Raw genomic sequence first — 17,229 nt, 5'->3', positions numbered from 1 at the left:
GCCGCACGACTCGTCGGTGACGATCCGCTCTGCCGACTGGTACCCCTGACAGCGGTGGTGTCCTGACACGGTGCCGGCCGGGCACCGCCGCGTCACCTTCCGGTGTTCAACGCCAGGACGGAGACGAGGTCGTAGGCCACGTGCGAGGCCGCGGTCGCGGTGATCTGAGCGTGGTCGTAGGCGGGTGCGACCTCGACGACGTCGCCGCCCACCAGATTGCATGCGGCCAGTCCGCGCAGGATCTCCAGAAGTTCGCGGCTGGTCAGCCCACCCGCCTCGGGTGTCCCGGTACCGGGGGCATGGGCGGGATCGAGCACGTCGATGTCCACCGAGACGTAGAGAGGACGGTCACCGATGCGCTGGCGCAGCGCGTCCGTGATCTCGTTGACACCGCGCCGCATCACGTCGGCGGACGTGACGATGCCGAACCCGAACCGGCGGTCTTCCTCCAGATCCCGTTTTCCGTAGAGGGGGCCGCGGATTCCCACGTGCGCGATGGCCTCGGTGTCGAGGATCCCCTCCTCGATGGCACGCCGGAACGGCGTGCCATGGGTGTAGGGCTCGCCGAAGTAGGTGTCCCAGGTGTCCAGGTGCGCGTCGAAGTGCAGCATCGCGACGGGACCGTGCACGCGATGCAGCGCACGCAGCAGAGGAAGCGCGATCGTGTGGTCACCGCCCAGGGTCACCAGGCGGGTTCCCGTCGTGACCAGCCCCGAGGCCGCGGCATCGATGGCCTCCACGGCGTCCCCGATCGAAAAGGGGTTGACGGCGATGTCCCCTCCGTCGGCCACCTGTACCCGGTCGAAGGGCGAAACGTCCAGGCCGGGGTGATAGGGCCGCAGCAGCCGACTCGCCTCCCGAATCGCCGCGGGTCCGAAACGTGCCCCGGGCCGGTAGGAGACCCCGGTGTCGAAGGGCACCCCCACCACGGCGATATCGGCGCGCTCGACCTGGTCCAGATGCGGGAGCCGCGCGAACGTGGCCGGGCCCGCGAAACGCGGCGTCCGGCTGGAGTCGATGGGACCGATCGGGCTGTTCATACTCCCCCTCGTGTTCTCGACCGGCCGGTGATCATCATGGGCCGGACCGGCACAACCGTTGTCAACAATGCGAAAAAACCACAAATCTCCAGGTCAAAGACGACTATGTGCACCGTAGAGTCTCAACAGGCAGCAATTAAGTGGATGATCCGTACCAACAGCTGATCGAGTCTGGATCGAACGCCCAGTGAGTTCGCGTTTTCTCGCACGTGGAAGTGACCACGTGCCACACACCATTCCGTTGCGGTCCATCATCGGGCGGCGCGATCTGGCCCTGCGGGTCCTTGTGCCCGGATTCGACGACGAGACGGGAATCCGCTGGTCGGTGGTCAGCGAGATTTCCGACCCGGTGCCCTACCTTCTCGGCGGTGAGTTGCTGTTGACCGCAGGGGTCAACCTGGCCACGGACGTTCACGAAGTTGACCGGTACGTGTCGGGGCTGGTCGGAGCAGGAGTCGCTGCTGTCGGCTTCGGTGTGACACCGGTCCATGACCGTGTTCCCACCCGGCTCGTCGAATGCTGTCGAGCACGAGGGATGCCGCTGGTCGAGGTTCCACGTGAAACACCGTTCGTAGCGATCAGTCAGGCGGTCGGCGCGGCGTTGGAGGAGGTGCGCCTCACCGGCCTGCGCCGGCTCGACAACGCCCATCGTGCTCTGACGACGGCTGCCATCGGGGTCAACGCGGTTGACACGATCCTGACAACCCTCGGACAGAGCCTCGGCTGTTGGGGGGCGCTCATCGGCGACCGGCTGCTGGGCCATACCGGCTCCGTGCCGCCGCTGTCCGAAGAAGCCACCCGGCTGATCGGCCGGCTGCGTCCTGCCCGCGGACCTCGCAGCGCCAAACTGCGCATGCCCCCCGACGAACTGTTCCTGCACGTGGTCGGGGAGGGCCCCGGAATTCGCCGGGTCCTGGTGGTGGGCCGGGCCCGCCCGCTGGACCCGACCGATCGGGCTGTCCTGGGAACGGCCGTGGCGCTGCTGGGCCTGCTCGCCCACCCGGAGCAGGCCGACTCCGCCGATATCGGCCGACTGGCGGTGCGACTTCTGTTGCAACCTGTCGGGGACGTTCCCCTGCTTCCCCTGCTGCGCGAGCTGACGGGTGAAAGCGGCGCGGACGCTTTCCGGGTGGTGCGCGCACGGTGGGCAGGCCGCGGCCTGCCCGACCATCCCGCGCTCCTGCACACCCGATTGGTGGACGTCCGGGAGGACGACCGGGGCCTACCTGTGGTCTGCGCAGTTCTCGCCGACCGCGGTACCCGCTCCAGGAACCTCACCCTGCTGCGCGAACTGCGCGCCGCCGGATGGCTGGCCGGCCTCAGCGGACCGGTGGGAATCGAGGACCTGCCCCACGCCGACCGGCAGGCGTCAGCACTCCTGATCCGCGCCGAGGCGGCCCGACGCCCGCAACTGCCCGACGAAGCCCCCGACCCGATGGGCGACGTGTTGGGGACCGACCAGGCCAGATCTGCGGCCCGCGCGCTGTTGGGGCCGCTGGCCGAAGAAGGCGAGTCCGCGCGGACCCTGCGCACGACGCTACGGGTCTGGCTGGCCAATCACGGCGGATGGGACCGCACCGCCGCGGCGCTCGGGGCGCATCGCAACAGCGTTCGCTACCGGATCGGCCGTATCGAACGCGATCTGGGCGTGGACCTGGCCGACCCCGAACAACGGATGCGCCTGTGGTTCGCGCTGTCCCGTTTCCCGAGCGGCTGACCGGCCGGGGTCAGCCCAGCCGGGACAGCAGACCGCCGATGAGCAGCCCGCACCCCAGGAGCGCGAAGAGCACACCCATTCCGCACAGGATCCACACCACCAGTACGCCCGACCTGTCCCCGGCGATCCGGAACTTTGCGGGGTCGTCGGGCAGGTGGAGGACCTGGACCGGCTGCCCGATGCCGTAGTTCGGCGTGGCGGTGCCGCCCGCCGAGCGCTCCCGGTACTCCCAGCCGTTGGCCGCCCGGTAGGCCACGACAGGGTGGAAGTACACGTGCGTACGGCGATGGCCGTCGGAGTCTCTTCGGGTACTGGTGCTGCGCACGATGTCGATCACCCGGCCGGGGACCGCGATCCCCACGCGCGCGAAATGCTTCTCGCGTCGGCGCACCACTGTGCCGACGACCGCGAGGGCCATTCCCACTAGTGCGAACACTCCACCGATCAGCAATAGAACCATGGCACCCCTCGATTGGGGCGAATTTACCACCGCGCCGACCGCGTCGGACAGAGCGCCGGAACGTGTCCGGTGCCGGTGGCCGGCACCGGACACGTCCGCCGGCCTAGCGGCCCGTGCCGCCCAACCCCTTGTCCAACCCGGCCCTGCGCAAGGCATCAGCCAGCGCGCCGGTCGGAGCCGGCTCGTTGCGGCCACCACGCCGCTCACGGCCGTTGCCTCCACCTCCTCCGCCACGCTGACGTCCGCCGGACCGTTCGCCACCGCGCCGTTCCCCGCCCCCGGAACCGCCCGTACCGGAGGTGCGCTTCTCGACCTCGTCGTCCAGACGAAGGCTGAGCGAGACGCGCTTGCGCGGAACGTTGACGTCCAGCACCTTCACCCGCACGATGTCGCCGGGCTTGACCACCTCGCGGGGGTCCTTGACGAAGGTCGTGGACATGGCCGACACGTGCACCAGTCCGTCCTGGTGCACGCCCACGTCCACGAACGCGCCGAAGGCGGCCACATTGGTGACCACGCCCTCCAGCAGCATTCCGGGCTCCAGGTCGGAAAGCTTCTCCACCCCTTCCTTGAAAGCGGCGGTCTTGAAGGCCGGTCGTGGGTCGCGCCCCGGCTTCTCCAGCTCGGCGAGGATGTCGGTCACCGTGGGCAGGCCGAAGGTCTCGTCCACGAAGTCCTCGGGACGCAGCGCACGCAGTTTCGTGCCCGCACCGATCAGCTGGGTGAGGTCATCGCCCGTGGAACTCAGGATCCGGCGCACCACCGGGTACGCCTCAGGGTGCACGCTGGAGGAGTCCAGCGGGTCGTCCCCGCCGGGGATGCGCAGGAAGCCCGCGCACTGCTCGAATGCCTTGGGCCCCAGACGCGGCACGGCCTTGAGCGCCGTGCGGGACCGGAACGGGCCGTTGGAGTCGCGGTGTGCGACGATGCCCTGCGCCAATCCCGCGCTGATGCCCGAGACCCGGCTCAACAACGGCGGCGACGCCGTGTTGACGTCCACTCCCACGCCGTTGACGCAGTCCTCCACGACCGCGTCCAGCGAGCGCGACAACTTCAGTTCGGACAGGTCGTGCTGGTACTGGCCGACACCGATCGACTTGGGGTCGATCTTGACCAGCTCGGCCAACGGGTCCTGGAGACGCCGGGCGATGGAGACCGCTCCGCGCAGCGAGACGTCGAGATCGGGCAGTTCCGCGGAGGCATAGGCCGAGGCCGAGTACACCGAGGCACCGGCCTCCGAGACCACGACCTTGGTGAGGGTGAGGTCGGAGTGGAGTTTGATCAGATCGGCGGCAAGCCGGTCGGTCTCGCGCGAGGCGGTCCCGTTGCCGATGGCGATCAGTTGGACGTCGTGTTTGCGGGCCAGTCCGGCCAGCACGGAAATGGACTCGTCCCAGCGCCTGCGGGGCTCGTGCGGGTAGATGGTGGCGGTGTCCAGGACCTTGCCGGTGGCGTCCAGGACCGCGACCTTCACACCGGTGCGCAGGCCCGGATCCAGCCCCATGGTGGGCCGGGTGCCGGCCGGCGCGGCCAGGAGCAGGTCACGGAGGTTCGCGGCGAAGACACCGACCGCTTCCTCCTCGGCTGCCTGCCACAACCGCATCCGCAGGTCGATGTCCAACCGGACCAACACCCTGGTGCGCCAGGCCCAGCGGACGGTGTCCAGCAGCCAACGGTCGCCCGGGCGGCCACGGTCGGCGATGCCGAAGTGGTTGGCGATGCGCACCTCGTAACCGCTGGGTCCCGGACGCTCCCCCTCACCGGCAGGCGCCTCTTCGGGCTCCAGAGTGAGGTCGAGGACCTCCTCCTTCTCCCCCCGGAACATCGCCAGGACCCGGTGCGAGGGCAGTTTCGCGAAAGGCTCGGCGAACTCGAAGTAGTCGGCGAACTTCGCGCCGGCCTCCTCCTTGCCCTCGCGCACCCGCGACGACAGACGCCCCTGCTCCCACATCCGCTCGCGCAGGACCCCGATCAGGTCGGCGTCCTCGGTGAAGCGCTCCACCAGGATGGATCGGGCCCCCTCCAGAGCAGCGGCCGCATCGGCGACGCCCCGCTCCGGGTCCGCATAGCCGACCGCCTCGGCCCGGGGATCACGGCCGGGGTCGCCGATGAGCAGGTCGGCCAGCGGCTCCAGCCCGGCCTCCCGGGCGATCTGCGCCTTGGTACGACGCTTGGGCTTGTAGGGCAGATAGACGTCCTCGAGTCGGGCCTTGGAGTCGGCCGCCATAATCTGCGCTTCCAGCGCCTCGTCGAGTTTGCCCTGGCTGCGCACGGATTCGAGGACAGCCGTGCGCCTGTCCTCAAGTTCCCGCAGGTAGCGCAACCGCTCCTCAAGCGCGCGCAGTTGCGCGTCGTCGAGCATCTCGGTGGCTTCCTTGCGGTAGCGCGCGATGAAGGGCACGGTCGAACCGCCATCGAGGAGGTCAACCGCTGCCTTGACCTGGCGATCCCGCACTCCGAGCTCTTCGGCGATGCGCTGGTGAATAGAAGTCGTCACAATCCTGATCCGCTCTCTGCCTGGGGTACAGGTTGCATTGTTTCGCTGTCGGCGGCTGCTTGTCCCCGCGTCCACCGGACCGGGGCCGACCATCGGCTCAGCGACCGCTCGTGACCCGGCGCAGTTCGGCACGGGCTTCGACGGCCTCGGGCACCCCGAGTTCCGTGAAGATCTCGGTGGCCTCGACGAGCATCGACGCGGCCGCATCCGGTTCGACCGTATCGGCCGGCAGCCGTCCCAGACCGTACAGCGCCTGGGCCTCGGCGAAACGCTCGTGCCGGTCGCGGGCCAGCCGCAGCGCCCGCTCGTGGGAGACCCGTGCTTCCGCGTAGCGCTTGCCGCGAGCGTAGGTGACGCCGAGGTCGTTGCCCACCTCGGCGTCCGCGCTGTGCTGGGCGGTCTGCTCGCCCAACGCAAGAGCGTGCAGGTGCGCGGCGACCGCTTCGTCGAGCCGGCCGGTCTCGCGCAGCGCGATCCCGATCCCGTTGCGGGTGTAGGTCTCCCCTGCGGTGTCCTCAAGAGTCAAAAACAGGTCCAGCGCCTGCCGGAAACGGTCCAACGCGCTGGTAGGGGCCCCTTGCCGCACATCGATCTCGCCGAGGATCCGCAGCGCAGCCGCCCGGCAGTCGTCCAGACGGGGGCCGTGCTCGCCGGCCAGAACCGCGTCACAGCATTCCCTGGCCTCGTCGAGATCGCCCAACTGGAGGTGGACCAGGGCGATGTTGGTGCGCTGACGGACCTCCTGTTCCAGGTCCTGGGAGGAGGCCGTGTGGGCCAACACCAGTTCCAGGCACTCCAAGCACTCACGGAACCGGCCCATCCGCTCCAGCACCATCGCCATGTTCGCCCTGGCCCGGGCCTCCCCGTTGGCGTCGCCCAACACGGTGAAGATGTCCCGGGCCTCGGTGAGCAGGGACAACGAGAGGTCGAACCGTCCCGAAAGGCAGTGCGCGATCCCCAGTCCGATGAGGGTGACCGCGCTGCCCATGTCGTCACGGTCGGCACGACTGGCCTCCAGGGCCTGCTCGTGGGTGCTGAGCCACAGCTCCGTCTGGCCGTGTGCGGCGTAGAAACGCCACAGCGCGTTGGCCAGCTGCCATGCCTGCGTACTGCGCTTGCACGCGGCGAAGTGGTCCACGACCGCCGCCAGGTTCTCCCGATGGAACTCGAACCAGTGCACGGCCTCGGACCAGGTGGACCAGCTGGAGCGGTACCGCGACGAGGGGACTGCGTCTACCTCGTACTCGTGCCCGCGCGGCCCCAGAAGTTCGGCCGCCTGACTGGCGCTGCGCAGGTAGTGCTCGCTCAGACGCAGCCGGCTCTCCTCGACGTCGTTGACGGCCAACCGGGACACCGCCTGATCGCGGGCGTACTCACCGATCAGGTCGTGGAAACGGTAACGGTTGACATCGGACTCCTCCAACAGGCAGACGCTGACCAACTCCTGGAGGAGGTCGTCGGTGTCGGGAAGGTCCTGGTCGAGCAGTGCTGCCGCGCCGTGCAGGTTGACGCTGGTGCCGATCATCAGTCCCATGCGCAAGAAGGCACTCTTCTGCTCGGCGTTGAGGCTCTGATAGGAGAGTTCGAAGATCGCCTCGACGCTGTGCCCCTCGGTGCGCAGCTCGCGAAACCTGCGGTCCTGCGCGCCGAGCCGCTGTGCGACGTGGGCGAAGGTCCAGCGAGGCCGGGTGGTCATACGGCCGGCGACGATGCGCAGCGCCAAGGGGAGCCCACCGCACAGGCGGATCACCCGGTAGGTGGACTCGGGGTCGGCGGTGGTTCGCTCCGTCCCCAGCACCGTGCTGAGCAGTTCCTTCGCTTCTGCCACCTGCAACATTCCCAGCGAGACGTGCCGGGCCCCGCTCAGCCCCGCGAGATCGTTGCGGCTGGTGACAAGGGTGAAGGAGCCGGGACCGGCCGCGAGGAGCGGGCTCACCTGGGCCTGGTTGACCGCGTTGTCCAAGACGATCATGATCCGCTTGTCCACGAGGATGGACCGCCAGAGTGCGGCTCGTTCCTGAGCGGAGTCGGGGACGGCGTCGGGCTCCACCCCTACCGCGCGCAACAGGCTGCCCAGCGCGAGGGCCGGATCGGCCGGCTCCTGGTTGACGGTATGTCCGTAGAGGTTGACGAAGAGTTGACCATCGGGGTAGTGGTCGGCGATACGGTGCGCGGCGTGGATGGACAGGGTGGTTTTGCCCGCCCCTCCGGGACCGGTGATGACACAGACCTCGGCTCGGGAACGGCCGCCGGTCCCCACGTCGAGAACGCGTTGGAGGTCGGCGGAGCGGCCGGTGAAGTCGGGGATGTCACGAGGGAGGTCGTTGCGGGCGAGGAACGGGGGCAGGGCGTCGGTGGGCACGACCTGCGTTCCCGGACCTGTCAGGGAGCCGGTTCGGGATTCGTCCGCGACCCGGGCGGCGGCCTCGTCGGCCTCCTCCGAAAGGATCTGCTGGTAGAGCTGCGCGGTCTCCTGTCCGGGTTCGATCCCGAACTCCTCGGCCAGGTAGCGGCGCGTCTCGTTGTAGGCGGCAAGCGCGGCAGCACGCTGGCCGCTGCGGTGCAGCGCGAGGATCAGCAGATGGTGCAGGCGCTCGCGCAGCGGTTCCTCTCGAACCATCGGGGCGAGCCGGTTGACGATCGCGAGATGGTCCCCCAGGGCGAGACTGGTCTCCGCCCAGGCGGTGACGGCCGCCCAGCGCTCTTCCAGCAGGGGCTGCCCCACGGTGTACCAGAGCCGGGCCGACCCGGTCCCGGAGAAGGGATCGCCGCGCCAGCACTGGAGAGCACGGTCCCACAAGGAGGCGGCATCGGTGCTCGAACCGGCTTCACGGGCACGGGCCGTGAGCGCTCTGAAACGGTGCAGGTTGACGCGGTCGGGATCGGTCTCGGCGAGATAGCCGCCGGCGGTGGTCCGAATAAGGCCGGGAAAGGCCCTACGCAGGTGGGAGACCTGGACCTGAATAACGGATCGGGCGGTACGCGGCGGCTCCGTTTCCCACAGAAAACCGATCAGCCGATCAACGGTGACCTCTTTTCCGAGGTCAATCAGGAGAGCGCCGAGGACACAACGCTGTCTGGGCCCGCCGACAGAGACCGGCTCCCCGTTATGCCAGGCCGAAATCGGACCCAGGACGCCAAATTCCACAATTGGAACTCTAGCAAGGCCATTTACGGCTTATTGGATAAACATGTGAGCCGTCGCACCCGCACTCCCCTCCCAGGCAAGTGCGGGTGCGATGGTATTTACTCAAGGTCAGCCCGCCTGCTTCTCAGCGCCGTCCTCTTCATCGGGGGTCCGGACCGGCTCGTCGGGCTCGACCGTGCCGGGCTCGGGAAGCTCGGGGTCGGGTTCGTGCTTGGTGGGCCGCATTTTCGCTGCGGGGGATTCCCACCCCTCGATGATTCCCCGAAATCGGACCTCAACCGTAGCCGGATCCAAAGCGGGTGCCTGGAGCATGCACTTTCCCCTCGTGACGATGTGACGCGAGATCGCGGCAGGAGCGACTCACCGCACCGCAACCGGGCCCGCCGCAACAGGGTCCGGTCGCGGGCGGCGAAGCACCCGTCACCGCCAGACCGACAACCGCGGGCCGTCCTCCCACGGGAACCGCTCTCGCAGAGTGGTTCCACCGTAAGCGGCGCGCCTTGCGGACAGCTTTCAATCCGCTTACAGTCGCGCCCGCGGCCGTACAAGGAGGGTGCGCCGACTGCGCGCTGCTTCCCACCTGCCCCGGAAGGCCGGTTTCACCCCTTGTCGGGTGTCCTGGAACCGGACGTTCCCGGCCCCCGACAGACGGGAAGCGATCGTTTTCAGGGGTCGGGACCAGGAAGCAGGGGGCGACGTGGTCGGGAACCACCGAACTGGTCATGCTGGTCAGGGGACCATCGGCCCCGGAACACGGGGCATGTGAGACGGAGGACGCCATGCTCAAGGGGGACGGCGACGGCTGGGTCGTTCTCGCCGACGGCTCACGCAGGTGGGGCCGGTACGGCGCGGCGGGACTGCTTCTGCACGCCGTAGGCACAACAGATCCCGGTCATGTCCTCATGCAGTACCGGTCGGGGTGGACCCACCAGGGCAACACCTGGGGCCTGCCCGGAGGTGCCAGAAACAGTGGGGAGACCTCGATCACCGCTGCGCTGCGCGAGTTCGGCGAGGAGGTGGCAGGCGACCTGGGACCGGTCAACCTCGAAGGCGTCCACCGCCAGGACCTGGGCGTGTGGGTCTTCGACACGGTGCTTGCCAGCACCAGGGAGCGTCGCCCCTTCTTCCCGGGCAACCACGAGAGCACGATCATGCGTTGGGTACCGGTGGCCGAGGTCGCGGACCTGCCGCTGCTCCCGGCACTCGGGGTGACGTGGCCCGACCTGTACCATGCACTGTCGCAGCCGTTCGTCCTCGTGGTGGACGCAACCAACGCCTCGCCGCCCCGGGACGCCATCGGCACGCTCCACGACGAGGTGGCCGAACTCGTCCGGGTAGGCGTGCCGGACGACGTGCTCCCGCCCGATCTCGGCCTGGCCCCACTGCACCGGCGCTTCCCCACCGCGCTGTTCGTGGTCAACGCCTCCGCGCCCGCCCTGGAACCGGCCCCCGGCACACAGGTCGTCCGCACCGCGGGCCCCGCCGGCACAACCGTCCTGGAAGTGGCCCGCTCCCATGCGGACGCGGCCTGCACGGTGGTCGTGACCGACGACTCTGCGCTGCGTCTTCACTGCGTCGCTGCGGGCACGCATCCGGTTCCCCTGTCGTGGCTGCACCGCGCGTCCCGATCGGACGGCGGCCGTTGACCGGCGGATCGTCTCCCGCGACCGTCACGGCTTCGGGGGTCGGACGCGCAGTTCTCCCTCGCTGACCGTGACGGCCGTGCCTCCGATGAGCACCCGCCCCGGAGCATCGGCGGAGAGCTCCAGGGAGAGGCGGCCGCCACGGGTCGAGCATTGGAACCCGGTGAGGGATCCCCGGCCGAGCCGTGCCGCCCAATAGGGGGCAAGCGCAGTGTGCGCGCTCCCGGTCACCGGGTCCTCGGGCACTCCGACGTTCGGCGCGAACAGTCGGGAGACGAAGTCGTAGGGCTGGCCGGGGGCAGCGGGCGCCGTCACGATCACCCCGCGTGCCTCGGGCAGGGCGGTAAGGGCTGCCAGGTCCGGAGCGAGGTCGCGGACCACCGCTTCCTCGGAGTAGACCACGACGTAGTCGCCCACCTGGCTGTAACCGACCCATTCGGCTTTCCCGCCCAATGCCCGGGCCAGACCGGCGGGCGGCTCGACCTCGCGGGGCGGGTTGGCCGGGAAGTCCAGCCAGAGCAGACCCTCACGCAGGGTCACGGTGAGCACACCGCTCCTGGTACTGAAGCGGATCGGGGTGGCACTGCCGTCCTCGACGAGGGCGTGCGCGGTAGCCAAGGTGGCGTGCCCGCAAAGATCCACCTCGACCTTGGGCGTGAACCAGCGCAGTTCGTAATCCGCTTCGGGAGACGCGACAGGGCGCGCGAACGCGGTCTCGGAGAGGTTGAACTCGGCAGCGACCCGTTGGGCCCAGCCGTCGTCGTAGCGATCGGCGAGCAACAGGACGGCAGCGGGGTTGCCCTCGAAGGGGCGTTCGGCAAAAGCGTTGACGACGCGGAAGCGAGGCATACCCCGAGCCTAGGAAAACCGTCGGGCCTGCGGGTAGGTCCAATCGACGGTACTGGCCCCTATCCGTTCCCGGGCACTCCGCACGGTCGTGGTTCGTTGTCGGGTGCAGAGCGGGCCCGTCACCGTGCGGACAGCCGCATTTCGGCCTTAACGATGTGCCGGAAGCGCGAGTCAGGGGTAAGCCAGGGTAAGAGCCCTGATGTGCTGGGCACGGTCCCCGGGCATGCTGGATGGGGATCACCGGACCAACCAGGTCCGGGTCGCTCACAACCGACTTGGAGCAGACATGACGCTGGAGCGCGGCAACGCATTCACTCCCGTCGCCTCGGCGACGATGATCTGGCCGTGGGGCACGGCCATGGTCGCCGGCACCGTGACAGGCGCCGCCTACTTCCTGTTGAACCTCGGCGCCTTCCCGATCGGCGGCGCGCTCACGACCGCGATTTTCTTCTTCTCGCTGGTGGGCGGCGGCGTTGCGCTGATGGGCAGCAAGGGTGACCGTCGGGCACGACGGTACGCTGGTCAGTACCCGTGGCGTTTCGCTGCGGCCCCGGCGATGCTGGGCGGAGCGGGTACCGCACTCGTGTCCTTCATCATGTCGGTCCTCGGCGGGTCGTTGATCGGTGGACTGTTCGGCGCTCTTGCCGCGGGGATCGGCACGGCCGCCGTAATCTGGGTGATCCTGGGCATCATCGGTATGGTCGCCGGGAACAAGAACTGACGTGCCGCGAGATCTGGCCTGAGTGAACAGGGGATGACTGCGCCCTGCATAGCGAGACATCGATAACGGACACGACACGCCACCCCGTTCCGGACGCCCCTGTGCGCCGGAACGGCTTCATTGCCTCCATTGAACGGTGTAAGCGGAGCGTGCCCCGTGACAGTTGACCCCTCCACCCCCTCCGGCGACGACGCCCGGCAGAAAATGATCGAACGGGTCCGCGGCCTTCTTCGGATGGCCGAGGATCCCTCGGTCACCGATGCGGAGAGCCAAGCGTTCACCGCCAAGGCCGCGGAACTGATGACCCGCCACGCCATCGTCGAGGCCGAGGCCCGTGCACAACGCGGCGAAGCCGCCGAGGACGTCACCCGGCTGGACTTCCCGGTATCGGGGGTGGGCGGCCACGGCAAGGCACGCGTCAAGGCCCTGGCCGCGATCGCTTCGGCCTACGGCTGCCAGTCGGCGGTTCGCGGCAACTCCTCGGCCAACACCGACCGGATGCTCATCATCGTGGGCACGGTCACCGCACTGGACTCGCTGCGCGTGTTGCTGCCCTCCATCACCATGCAGATGGAGGCGTCCGCCCGCTTCACCGCCCGTGAGCACGTCACCGGGCTGCGTGAGCTGCGCAACTACGAGCGTTCGACACTGGCCTCCGAGCGCAGCCGCTTCTACCGGTCCTTCATCCGCGCCTACGGTTCCGCGGTGGCCGAACGCATCCGCGAGTTCCGGGCGCGCCTGGCGGCGGACGAACCCGAACAGTCCGGGACCGACACGACCGCTGATCCCACCAGCACCACCGGCGCCAAGAGCGGCGCCGAACTCGTGCTGCGCGAGGACGTCAACCGTGTCCAGGAGGACTTCGAGCGCCGTTTCCCTCAGTTGCGTCCGACCCGCCCCGAGCGAACCCACCACCGCGCCGGCTACCGGGCGGGCTATATCCGCGGTCGCCGCGCCGAACTCGGTATGGAAACAGCGGTGAGCCGGGGGACGTCCAATTCCCTGGTCAACGGAGACTGAAGGCCCCGTGGGGCCGACGGCCGACACCGGGCGGGGTCTACCTTCGGTCAAAAGCACGGAGCGCGTCGAGCCGTCCGGCCGCGCCGACCCTGCGGGGCGAGGTCCGCGGCAGCACCGCCACCAGGGTTTCCAGGACTTCGGTGTCGTCTCGTCCTAGGTCGGTCTGGGCGAGGTGCCACAGGGCTTCGGCGTCCCCGAGTTCCAGAACACCGGTGCGCAGGGTCGCGGCGAGTTCATCGCGAAACACCCGAACCTCGGGAGCCTCCGAGCGTCCCAGGAACTCACCCCGGTATTTCGCAAGCGCGGCGTGCACGTCACCCCTGTTCAGGGCCTGGCGCACCTGGAGGAAGTCGGAGTCGGGCCGCTCGGCCAACCGGTAGGGACGGGTCAACAGGACATCCGTTGCGAGTTGGGAACGCAGGCGGTGCACCTCGACCCGAACCGTAGTGGGGTTGCCGTCCTCCCCGTAGAGGCCCAGGGCCAGCTGCTCGGCGGTACGGCCTGCCGGGGCCATTGCCAGCAGCGCCAGGATCTCGGCGTGCCGCGGAGAGACCCGGAGCAGACGCCCCCCGAGCCGCACATCAGGGGTTCCGGGGCCCAGGAAACGCAGGGAGAGCTTCGGCCCCGGTGACGTACGCCCAGTACGCGGAGCGGGGACCGGACGCGTGTGCCGGGCCGGTAATCGGAGCAGCCAACCGCGGGCCAGCGGTTCGAGCGTGCCCCGAAGCCCGTTCCCGAGATCGACGTGCCCGCTGCCGGCGGTGGTGTCCACTCGCTCCGGGAGCGTCCCGGGATAGTCGGCACGGCGATGGCCGGCGACGATCCGGCCGCTCCGGCTGAGGAGTGCGCCGGGCTGAGCGCCGAGACGATGCAGATCCTCCAGGCATTGCTCGCGCAACCGATCGTCGTCCGCACGTACCCGCAACCGCAGCTCGTGCTCGGCGAGTTCGGCAGCGGCCGACACCAATCGGACCATTGCCGGGTGGACACCGCTGTGCCGGCCGCTGACGTCGATCGTGCCCAGGACGTGGCCGCTGTCGGGATCGGTGATCGGGCTGGCCGCGCACGTCCAGTCATGGTAGGTGCGCACCAGGTGCTCGGCGGAGTAGATCTGGACGGGGCTGCGCATGAACAACGCGGTACCCATGGCATTGGTGCCGATCACGTCCTCGCTCCACTGCGCCCCCTCGGTGAGCAGCACGTCGTCGGCCTCGCTGCGCACCTGGCTGGACCCCTCGCACCAGAGGATGCGACTGTCGGCATCGGTGACGATCAGTAGTTGGGCGGAATCGTCCACCACGTTGGCCAGAGTCCGGCGCAAGGTCGCCATGACGGCGGCCAGGGGGTGGTTCGAGCGCACGTCGCACAGTTCGTCGCGGTCGTAGACCAGCGGCGGGTCAGCGGTCTCCGGATCGACACGGGCCTGCAGCGAGCGCCGCCAGGAGGCCGAGACCAGGGACCGGGTCCCCGGCTGCACGCGTGCCTCGCCGAAGGCCGCCTCGTAATCGTGACGCAGTGCGCGGCCGGAGCGCTCGGGCCCCGCCATGCGCCCGTGCCACGATGTGGACTCTGGGGAAGCGGACACTTCATCACCGTCCGGCGAACACTGTGGTCGTCGCATACGCGCCCGGCTGTTGCGGAAGGCATCAGCCCCGACACTGCCGAGGCGCCCCGTTGCTGTTCACATGCCTACCCCCTGCTCGGGACGCCAATCGGGGCACCCTCACCCGCATGCAACGTGATTGCAACGGCCGGACTTCTAATGTGGCGCACCACACATTCAGTCTCGCTTTCAGGAGGTCGCCGAAGTGACCGTCTACGCGGCGCCGGGCACAGCCGGCAGCATCGTCGAATACAAATCCCGCTACGACAACTTCATCGGCGGGGAGTACGTCCCTCCGGTGAAGGGTCAGTACTTCGAGAACATCACCCCCGTCACCGGGCGCCCGTTCACCGAGATCTCCCGTGGCACCGCCGAGGACGTGGAGCGCGCGGTCAACGCCGCCGAAGGAGCCTCGGCTGCTTGGGGCCGTACACCGCCGGCCGATCGCGCACTGGTCCTCAACCGGATCGCCGACCGGATCGAGGCCAACCTCGAACAACTGGCGGTCGCGGAGAGCTGGGAGAACGGGAAGCCGGTCCGGGAAACCCTCGCCGCCGACCTCCCGCTGGCCGTGGACCACTTCCGCTACTTCGCGGCGGCGATCCGCTCCCAGGAGGGGCACAGTTCCCAACTCGACGGCGACACCGTCGCCTACCACTTCCACGAACCGCTGGGGGTGGTCGGCCAGATCATCCCGTGGAACTTCCCGATCCTGATGGCGGTGTGGAAACTCGCGCCGGCACTCGCAGCGGGCAACGCCGTGGTACTCAAACCGGCCGAGCAGACCCCAGCCTCGATCCACCTCCTGGTCAACCTGATCACCGACCTGCTGCCGCCGGGCGTACTCAACGTGGTCAACGGGTTCGGGGTGGAGGTCGGCAAACCTCTGGCGCAGAACAAGCGCATCCGCAAGGTCGCCTTCACCGGTGAAACCACCACTGGTCAACTGATCATGCAGTACGCCAGCGAAAACCTGATCCCGGTCACCCTGGAACTGGGCGGAAAAAGCCCCAACATCTTCTTCTCGGATGTGGCGGCGGCTGACGACGCCTTCTACGACAAGGCGCTGGAGGGCTTCACCCTCTTCGCCCTGAACTCCGGCGAGGTCTGCACCTGCCCCTCCCGTGCACTCATCCAGTCCGACATCTACGACGACTTCCTGGGCGCCGCGATCGAGCGGACCCGAAGGATCACGACCGGCAACCCACTGGACACGGCGACCCAGATCGGGGCACAGGCCAGTAACGACCAGCTGGAAAAGATCCTGTCCTACATCGACATCGGCAAACAGGAGGGCGCCAGGGTGGCGCTGGGCGGTGAGCGCCTGGTGCACGACGGTGACCTGGCCGGCGGCTACTACGTCGCGCCCACCATCTTCGAGGGTCACAACAAACTCCGGATCTTCCAGGAGGAGATCTTCGGCCCGGTGGTCTCGGTAGCCAGGTTCGACGGCTACGACGACGCCATCAAGACCGCCAACGACACGCTCTACGGCCTGGGGGCGGGCGTGTGGTCGCGCAACGGCAACACCGCTTACCGGGCGGGGCGCGACATCCAGGCCGGCCGGGTGTGGGTGAACAACTACCACGCCTACCCCGCACACGCCGCGTTCGGCGGATACAAGCAGTCGGGTTTCGGCCGGGAGAACCACCAGATGATGCTCGACCACTACCAGCAGACCAAGAATCTGCTGGTCAGCTATTCCGAGAACGCGTTGGGACTCTTCTAGCCATGGCCGGCGACGCGGACCGGCCCGAGCGGGTTTCTCTCACCGAGAAGGCAGCACAACTGCTCGCCCGGCTCACCGAGACGCACGGCCCACTGATGTTCCACCAGTCGGGCGGGTGCTGTGACGGAAGTTCACCGATGTGCTACCCCGACGGCGATTTTCGCCTGGGCAATTCCGACGTCCACCTGGGCGATCTGCACGTCGGCGGAATCGAGCGGCCGGTCTCGGTATGGATGTCGGAGTCGCAGTTCGAGTATTGGCGACACACCCACTTGACGATCGATGTGGTTCCTGGGAGAGGAAGTGGATTCTCCGTCGAGGCACCGGAAGGAGTTCGTTTCCTGATCAGGTCCCGGTTGTTGACCGACGAGGAGCTTGCCCGGCTGGGTTCCTGAACAAGCGGGAAACGGGAGGGGGCGCCCAGCGGAACCAGCGCCCCCTCTTCCAGGTGACACCCTCTTCGACCAGGCGTTTTTCTGCCCAACCGGATTCGGTGTCCACGGTTTCCACAACAAGGGAAATCCTGTGGATAAACCTGGGGAAACTGTGGATAACTCGGATTTCGGACTGCCCAGAAGAGCCCCGGGGCGACACTGGGCAATGACCGACACTTTTTTGCGTTGACGCACGTCAAAGACTTGACAAGACGATCGCGACCACGGCTCCACCCCCTTGGGAGGATCAACCGGGTCGGCCCGGAAAGCACCCCGTCCACCTGTGGAATTCTCGACCGCTGCCGGTGGACGACCGACGGTCAATTCCTCCGACCCGAATCTGACGCATTCGCGTGGCCGCGGGTGGT

13 protein-coding genes are annotated in these 17,229 nt (G+C 68.3%); 6 read left to right on the top strand and 7 right to left on the bottom strand.

Annotated features, from left to right (window positions below):
• Positions 1-92: 92 nt before the first annotated feature.
• Positions 93-1,040: an agmatinase gene (gene speB, locus AC0VYP_RS00460; protein WP_475472040.1), complete on the bottom strand. Its 948-nt coding sequence runs from the start codon at positions 1,038-1,040 to the stop codon at positions 93-95.
• Positions 1,041-1,263: 223 nt separating this feature from the next.
• Here speB and AC0VYP_RS00455 point away from each other — a divergent pair, with 223 nt between their 5' ends.
• Positions 1,264-2,757 (top strand): PucR family transcriptional regulator, encoded by a 1,494-nt coding sequence (locus AC0VYP_RS00455; protein ID WP_475472039.1) that lies wholly within the window; start codon positions 1,264-1,266, stop codon positions 2,755-2,757.
• A gap of 10 nt (positions 2,758-2,767) precedes the next feature.
• Here AC0VYP_RS00455 and AC0VYP_RS00450 read toward each other — a convergent pair whose 3' ends face one another.
• The 4 genes from AC0VYP_RS00450 to AC0VYP_RS00435 all read right to left on the bottom strand — a co-directional run bounded on the left by AC0VYP_RS00450 (position 2,768) and on the right by AC0VYP_RS00435 (position 9,174).
• On the bottom strand, positions 2,768-3,217 hold the full coding sequence (locus AC0VYP_RS00450; RefSeq protein WP_285761359.1) for a DUF3592 domain-containing protein: 450 nt from the start codon (positions 3,215-3,217) through the stop codon (positions 2,768-2,770).
• 103 nt (positions 3,218-3,320) lie between these two features.
• A complete protein-coding gene (locus AC0VYP_RS00445) occupies positions 3,321-5,714 on the bottom strand; it encodes a Tex family protein (RefSeq protein ID WP_475472038.1) in 2,394 nt (797 codons plus the stop codon).
• A 97-nt stretch (positions 5,715-5,811) separates the two neighbouring features.
• Positions 5,812-8,862, bottom strand: coding sequence for an AfsR/SARP family transcriptional regulator (locus AC0VYP_RS00440; protein WP_475472037.1), 3,051 nt, complete (start codon positions 8,860-8,862; stop codon positions 5,812-5,814).
• 108 nt (positions 8,863-8,970) lie between these two features.
• Complete coding sequence (locus AC0VYP_RS00435) at positions 8,971-9,174, bottom strand: hypothetical protein (protein WP_285761362.1); 204 nt, start codon at positions 9,172-9,174, stop codon at positions 8,971-8,973.
• A 467-nt stretch (positions 9,175-9,641) separates the two neighbouring features.
• On the opposite strand from AC0VYP_RS00435, the gene AC0VYP_RS00430 reads away from it, so the two are divergent.
• Complete coding sequence (locus AC0VYP_RS00430) at positions 9,642-10,508, top strand: NUDIX hydrolase (protein ID WP_475472036.1); 867 nt, start codon at positions 9,642-9,644, stop codon at positions 10,506-10,508.
• 24 nt (positions 10,509-10,532) lie between these two features.
• Here the strand turns inward: AC0VYP_RS00430 and AC0VYP_RS00425 are convergent, their stop codons facing one another.
• Positions 10,533-11,354 carry a PhzF family phenazine biosynthesis protein gene (locus AC0VYP_RS00425; RefSeq protein WP_475472035.1) on the bottom strand — a complete coding sequence of 274 codons (822 nt, stop codon included), beginning with the start codon at positions 11,352-11,354 and terminating at the stop codon, positions 10,533-10,535.
• A 286-nt stretch (positions 11,355-11,640) separates the two neighbouring features.
• Here AC0VYP_RS00425 and AC0VYP_RS00420 point away from each other — a divergent pair, with 286 nt between their 5' ends.
• Both AC0VYP_RS00420 and AC0VYP_RS00415 read left to right on the top strand, forming a co-directional pair.
• Positions 11,641-12,075, top strand: a complete 435-nt coding sequence (locus AC0VYP_RS00420; protein ID WP_285761365.1) for a hypothetical protein — start codon at positions 11,641-11,643, stop codon at positions 12,073-12,075.
• A 204-nt stretch (positions 12,076-12,279) separates the two neighbouring features.
• Complete coding sequence (locus AC0VYP_RS00415) at positions 12,280-13,095, top strand: DUF2786 domain-containing protein (protein WP_475474127.1); 816 nt, start codon at positions 12,280-12,282, stop codon at positions 13,093-13,095.
• 37 nt (positions 13,096-13,132) lie between these two features.
• Here AC0VYP_RS00415 and AC0VYP_RS00410 read toward each other — a convergent pair whose 3' ends face one another.
• Positions 13,133-14,680, bottom strand: a complete 1,548-nt coding sequence (locus tag AC0VYP_RS00410; protein WP_475472034.1) for a GAF domain-containing protein — start codon at positions 14,678-14,680, stop codon at positions 13,133-13,135.
• A 223-nt stretch (positions 14,681-14,903) separates the two neighbouring features.
• On the opposite strand from AC0VYP_RS00410, the gene exaC reads away from it, so the two are divergent.
• Both exaC and AC0VYP_RS00400 read left to right on the top strand, forming a co-directional pair.
• Positions 14,904-16,427, top strand: a complete 1,524-nt coding sequence (gene exaC / locus AC0VYP_RS00405; RefSeq protein ID WP_475472033.1) for an acetaldehyde dehydrogenase ExaC — start codon at positions 14,904-14,906, stop codon at positions 16,425-16,427.
• A 2-nt stretch (positions 16,428-16,429) separates the two neighbouring features.
• On the top strand, positions 16,430-16,822 hold the full coding sequence (locus tag AC0VYP_RS00400; RefSeq protein ID WP_285761368.1) for a DUF779 domain-containing protein: 393 nt from the start codon (positions 16,430-16,432) through the stop codon (positions 16,820-16,822).
• Positions 16,823-17,229: the final 407 nt, after the last annotated feature.

Source organism: Nocardiopsis sp. iso_186 (genome assembly GCF_056173365.1).
This window is presented reverse-complemented; position numbering and strand designations above follow the sequence as displayed.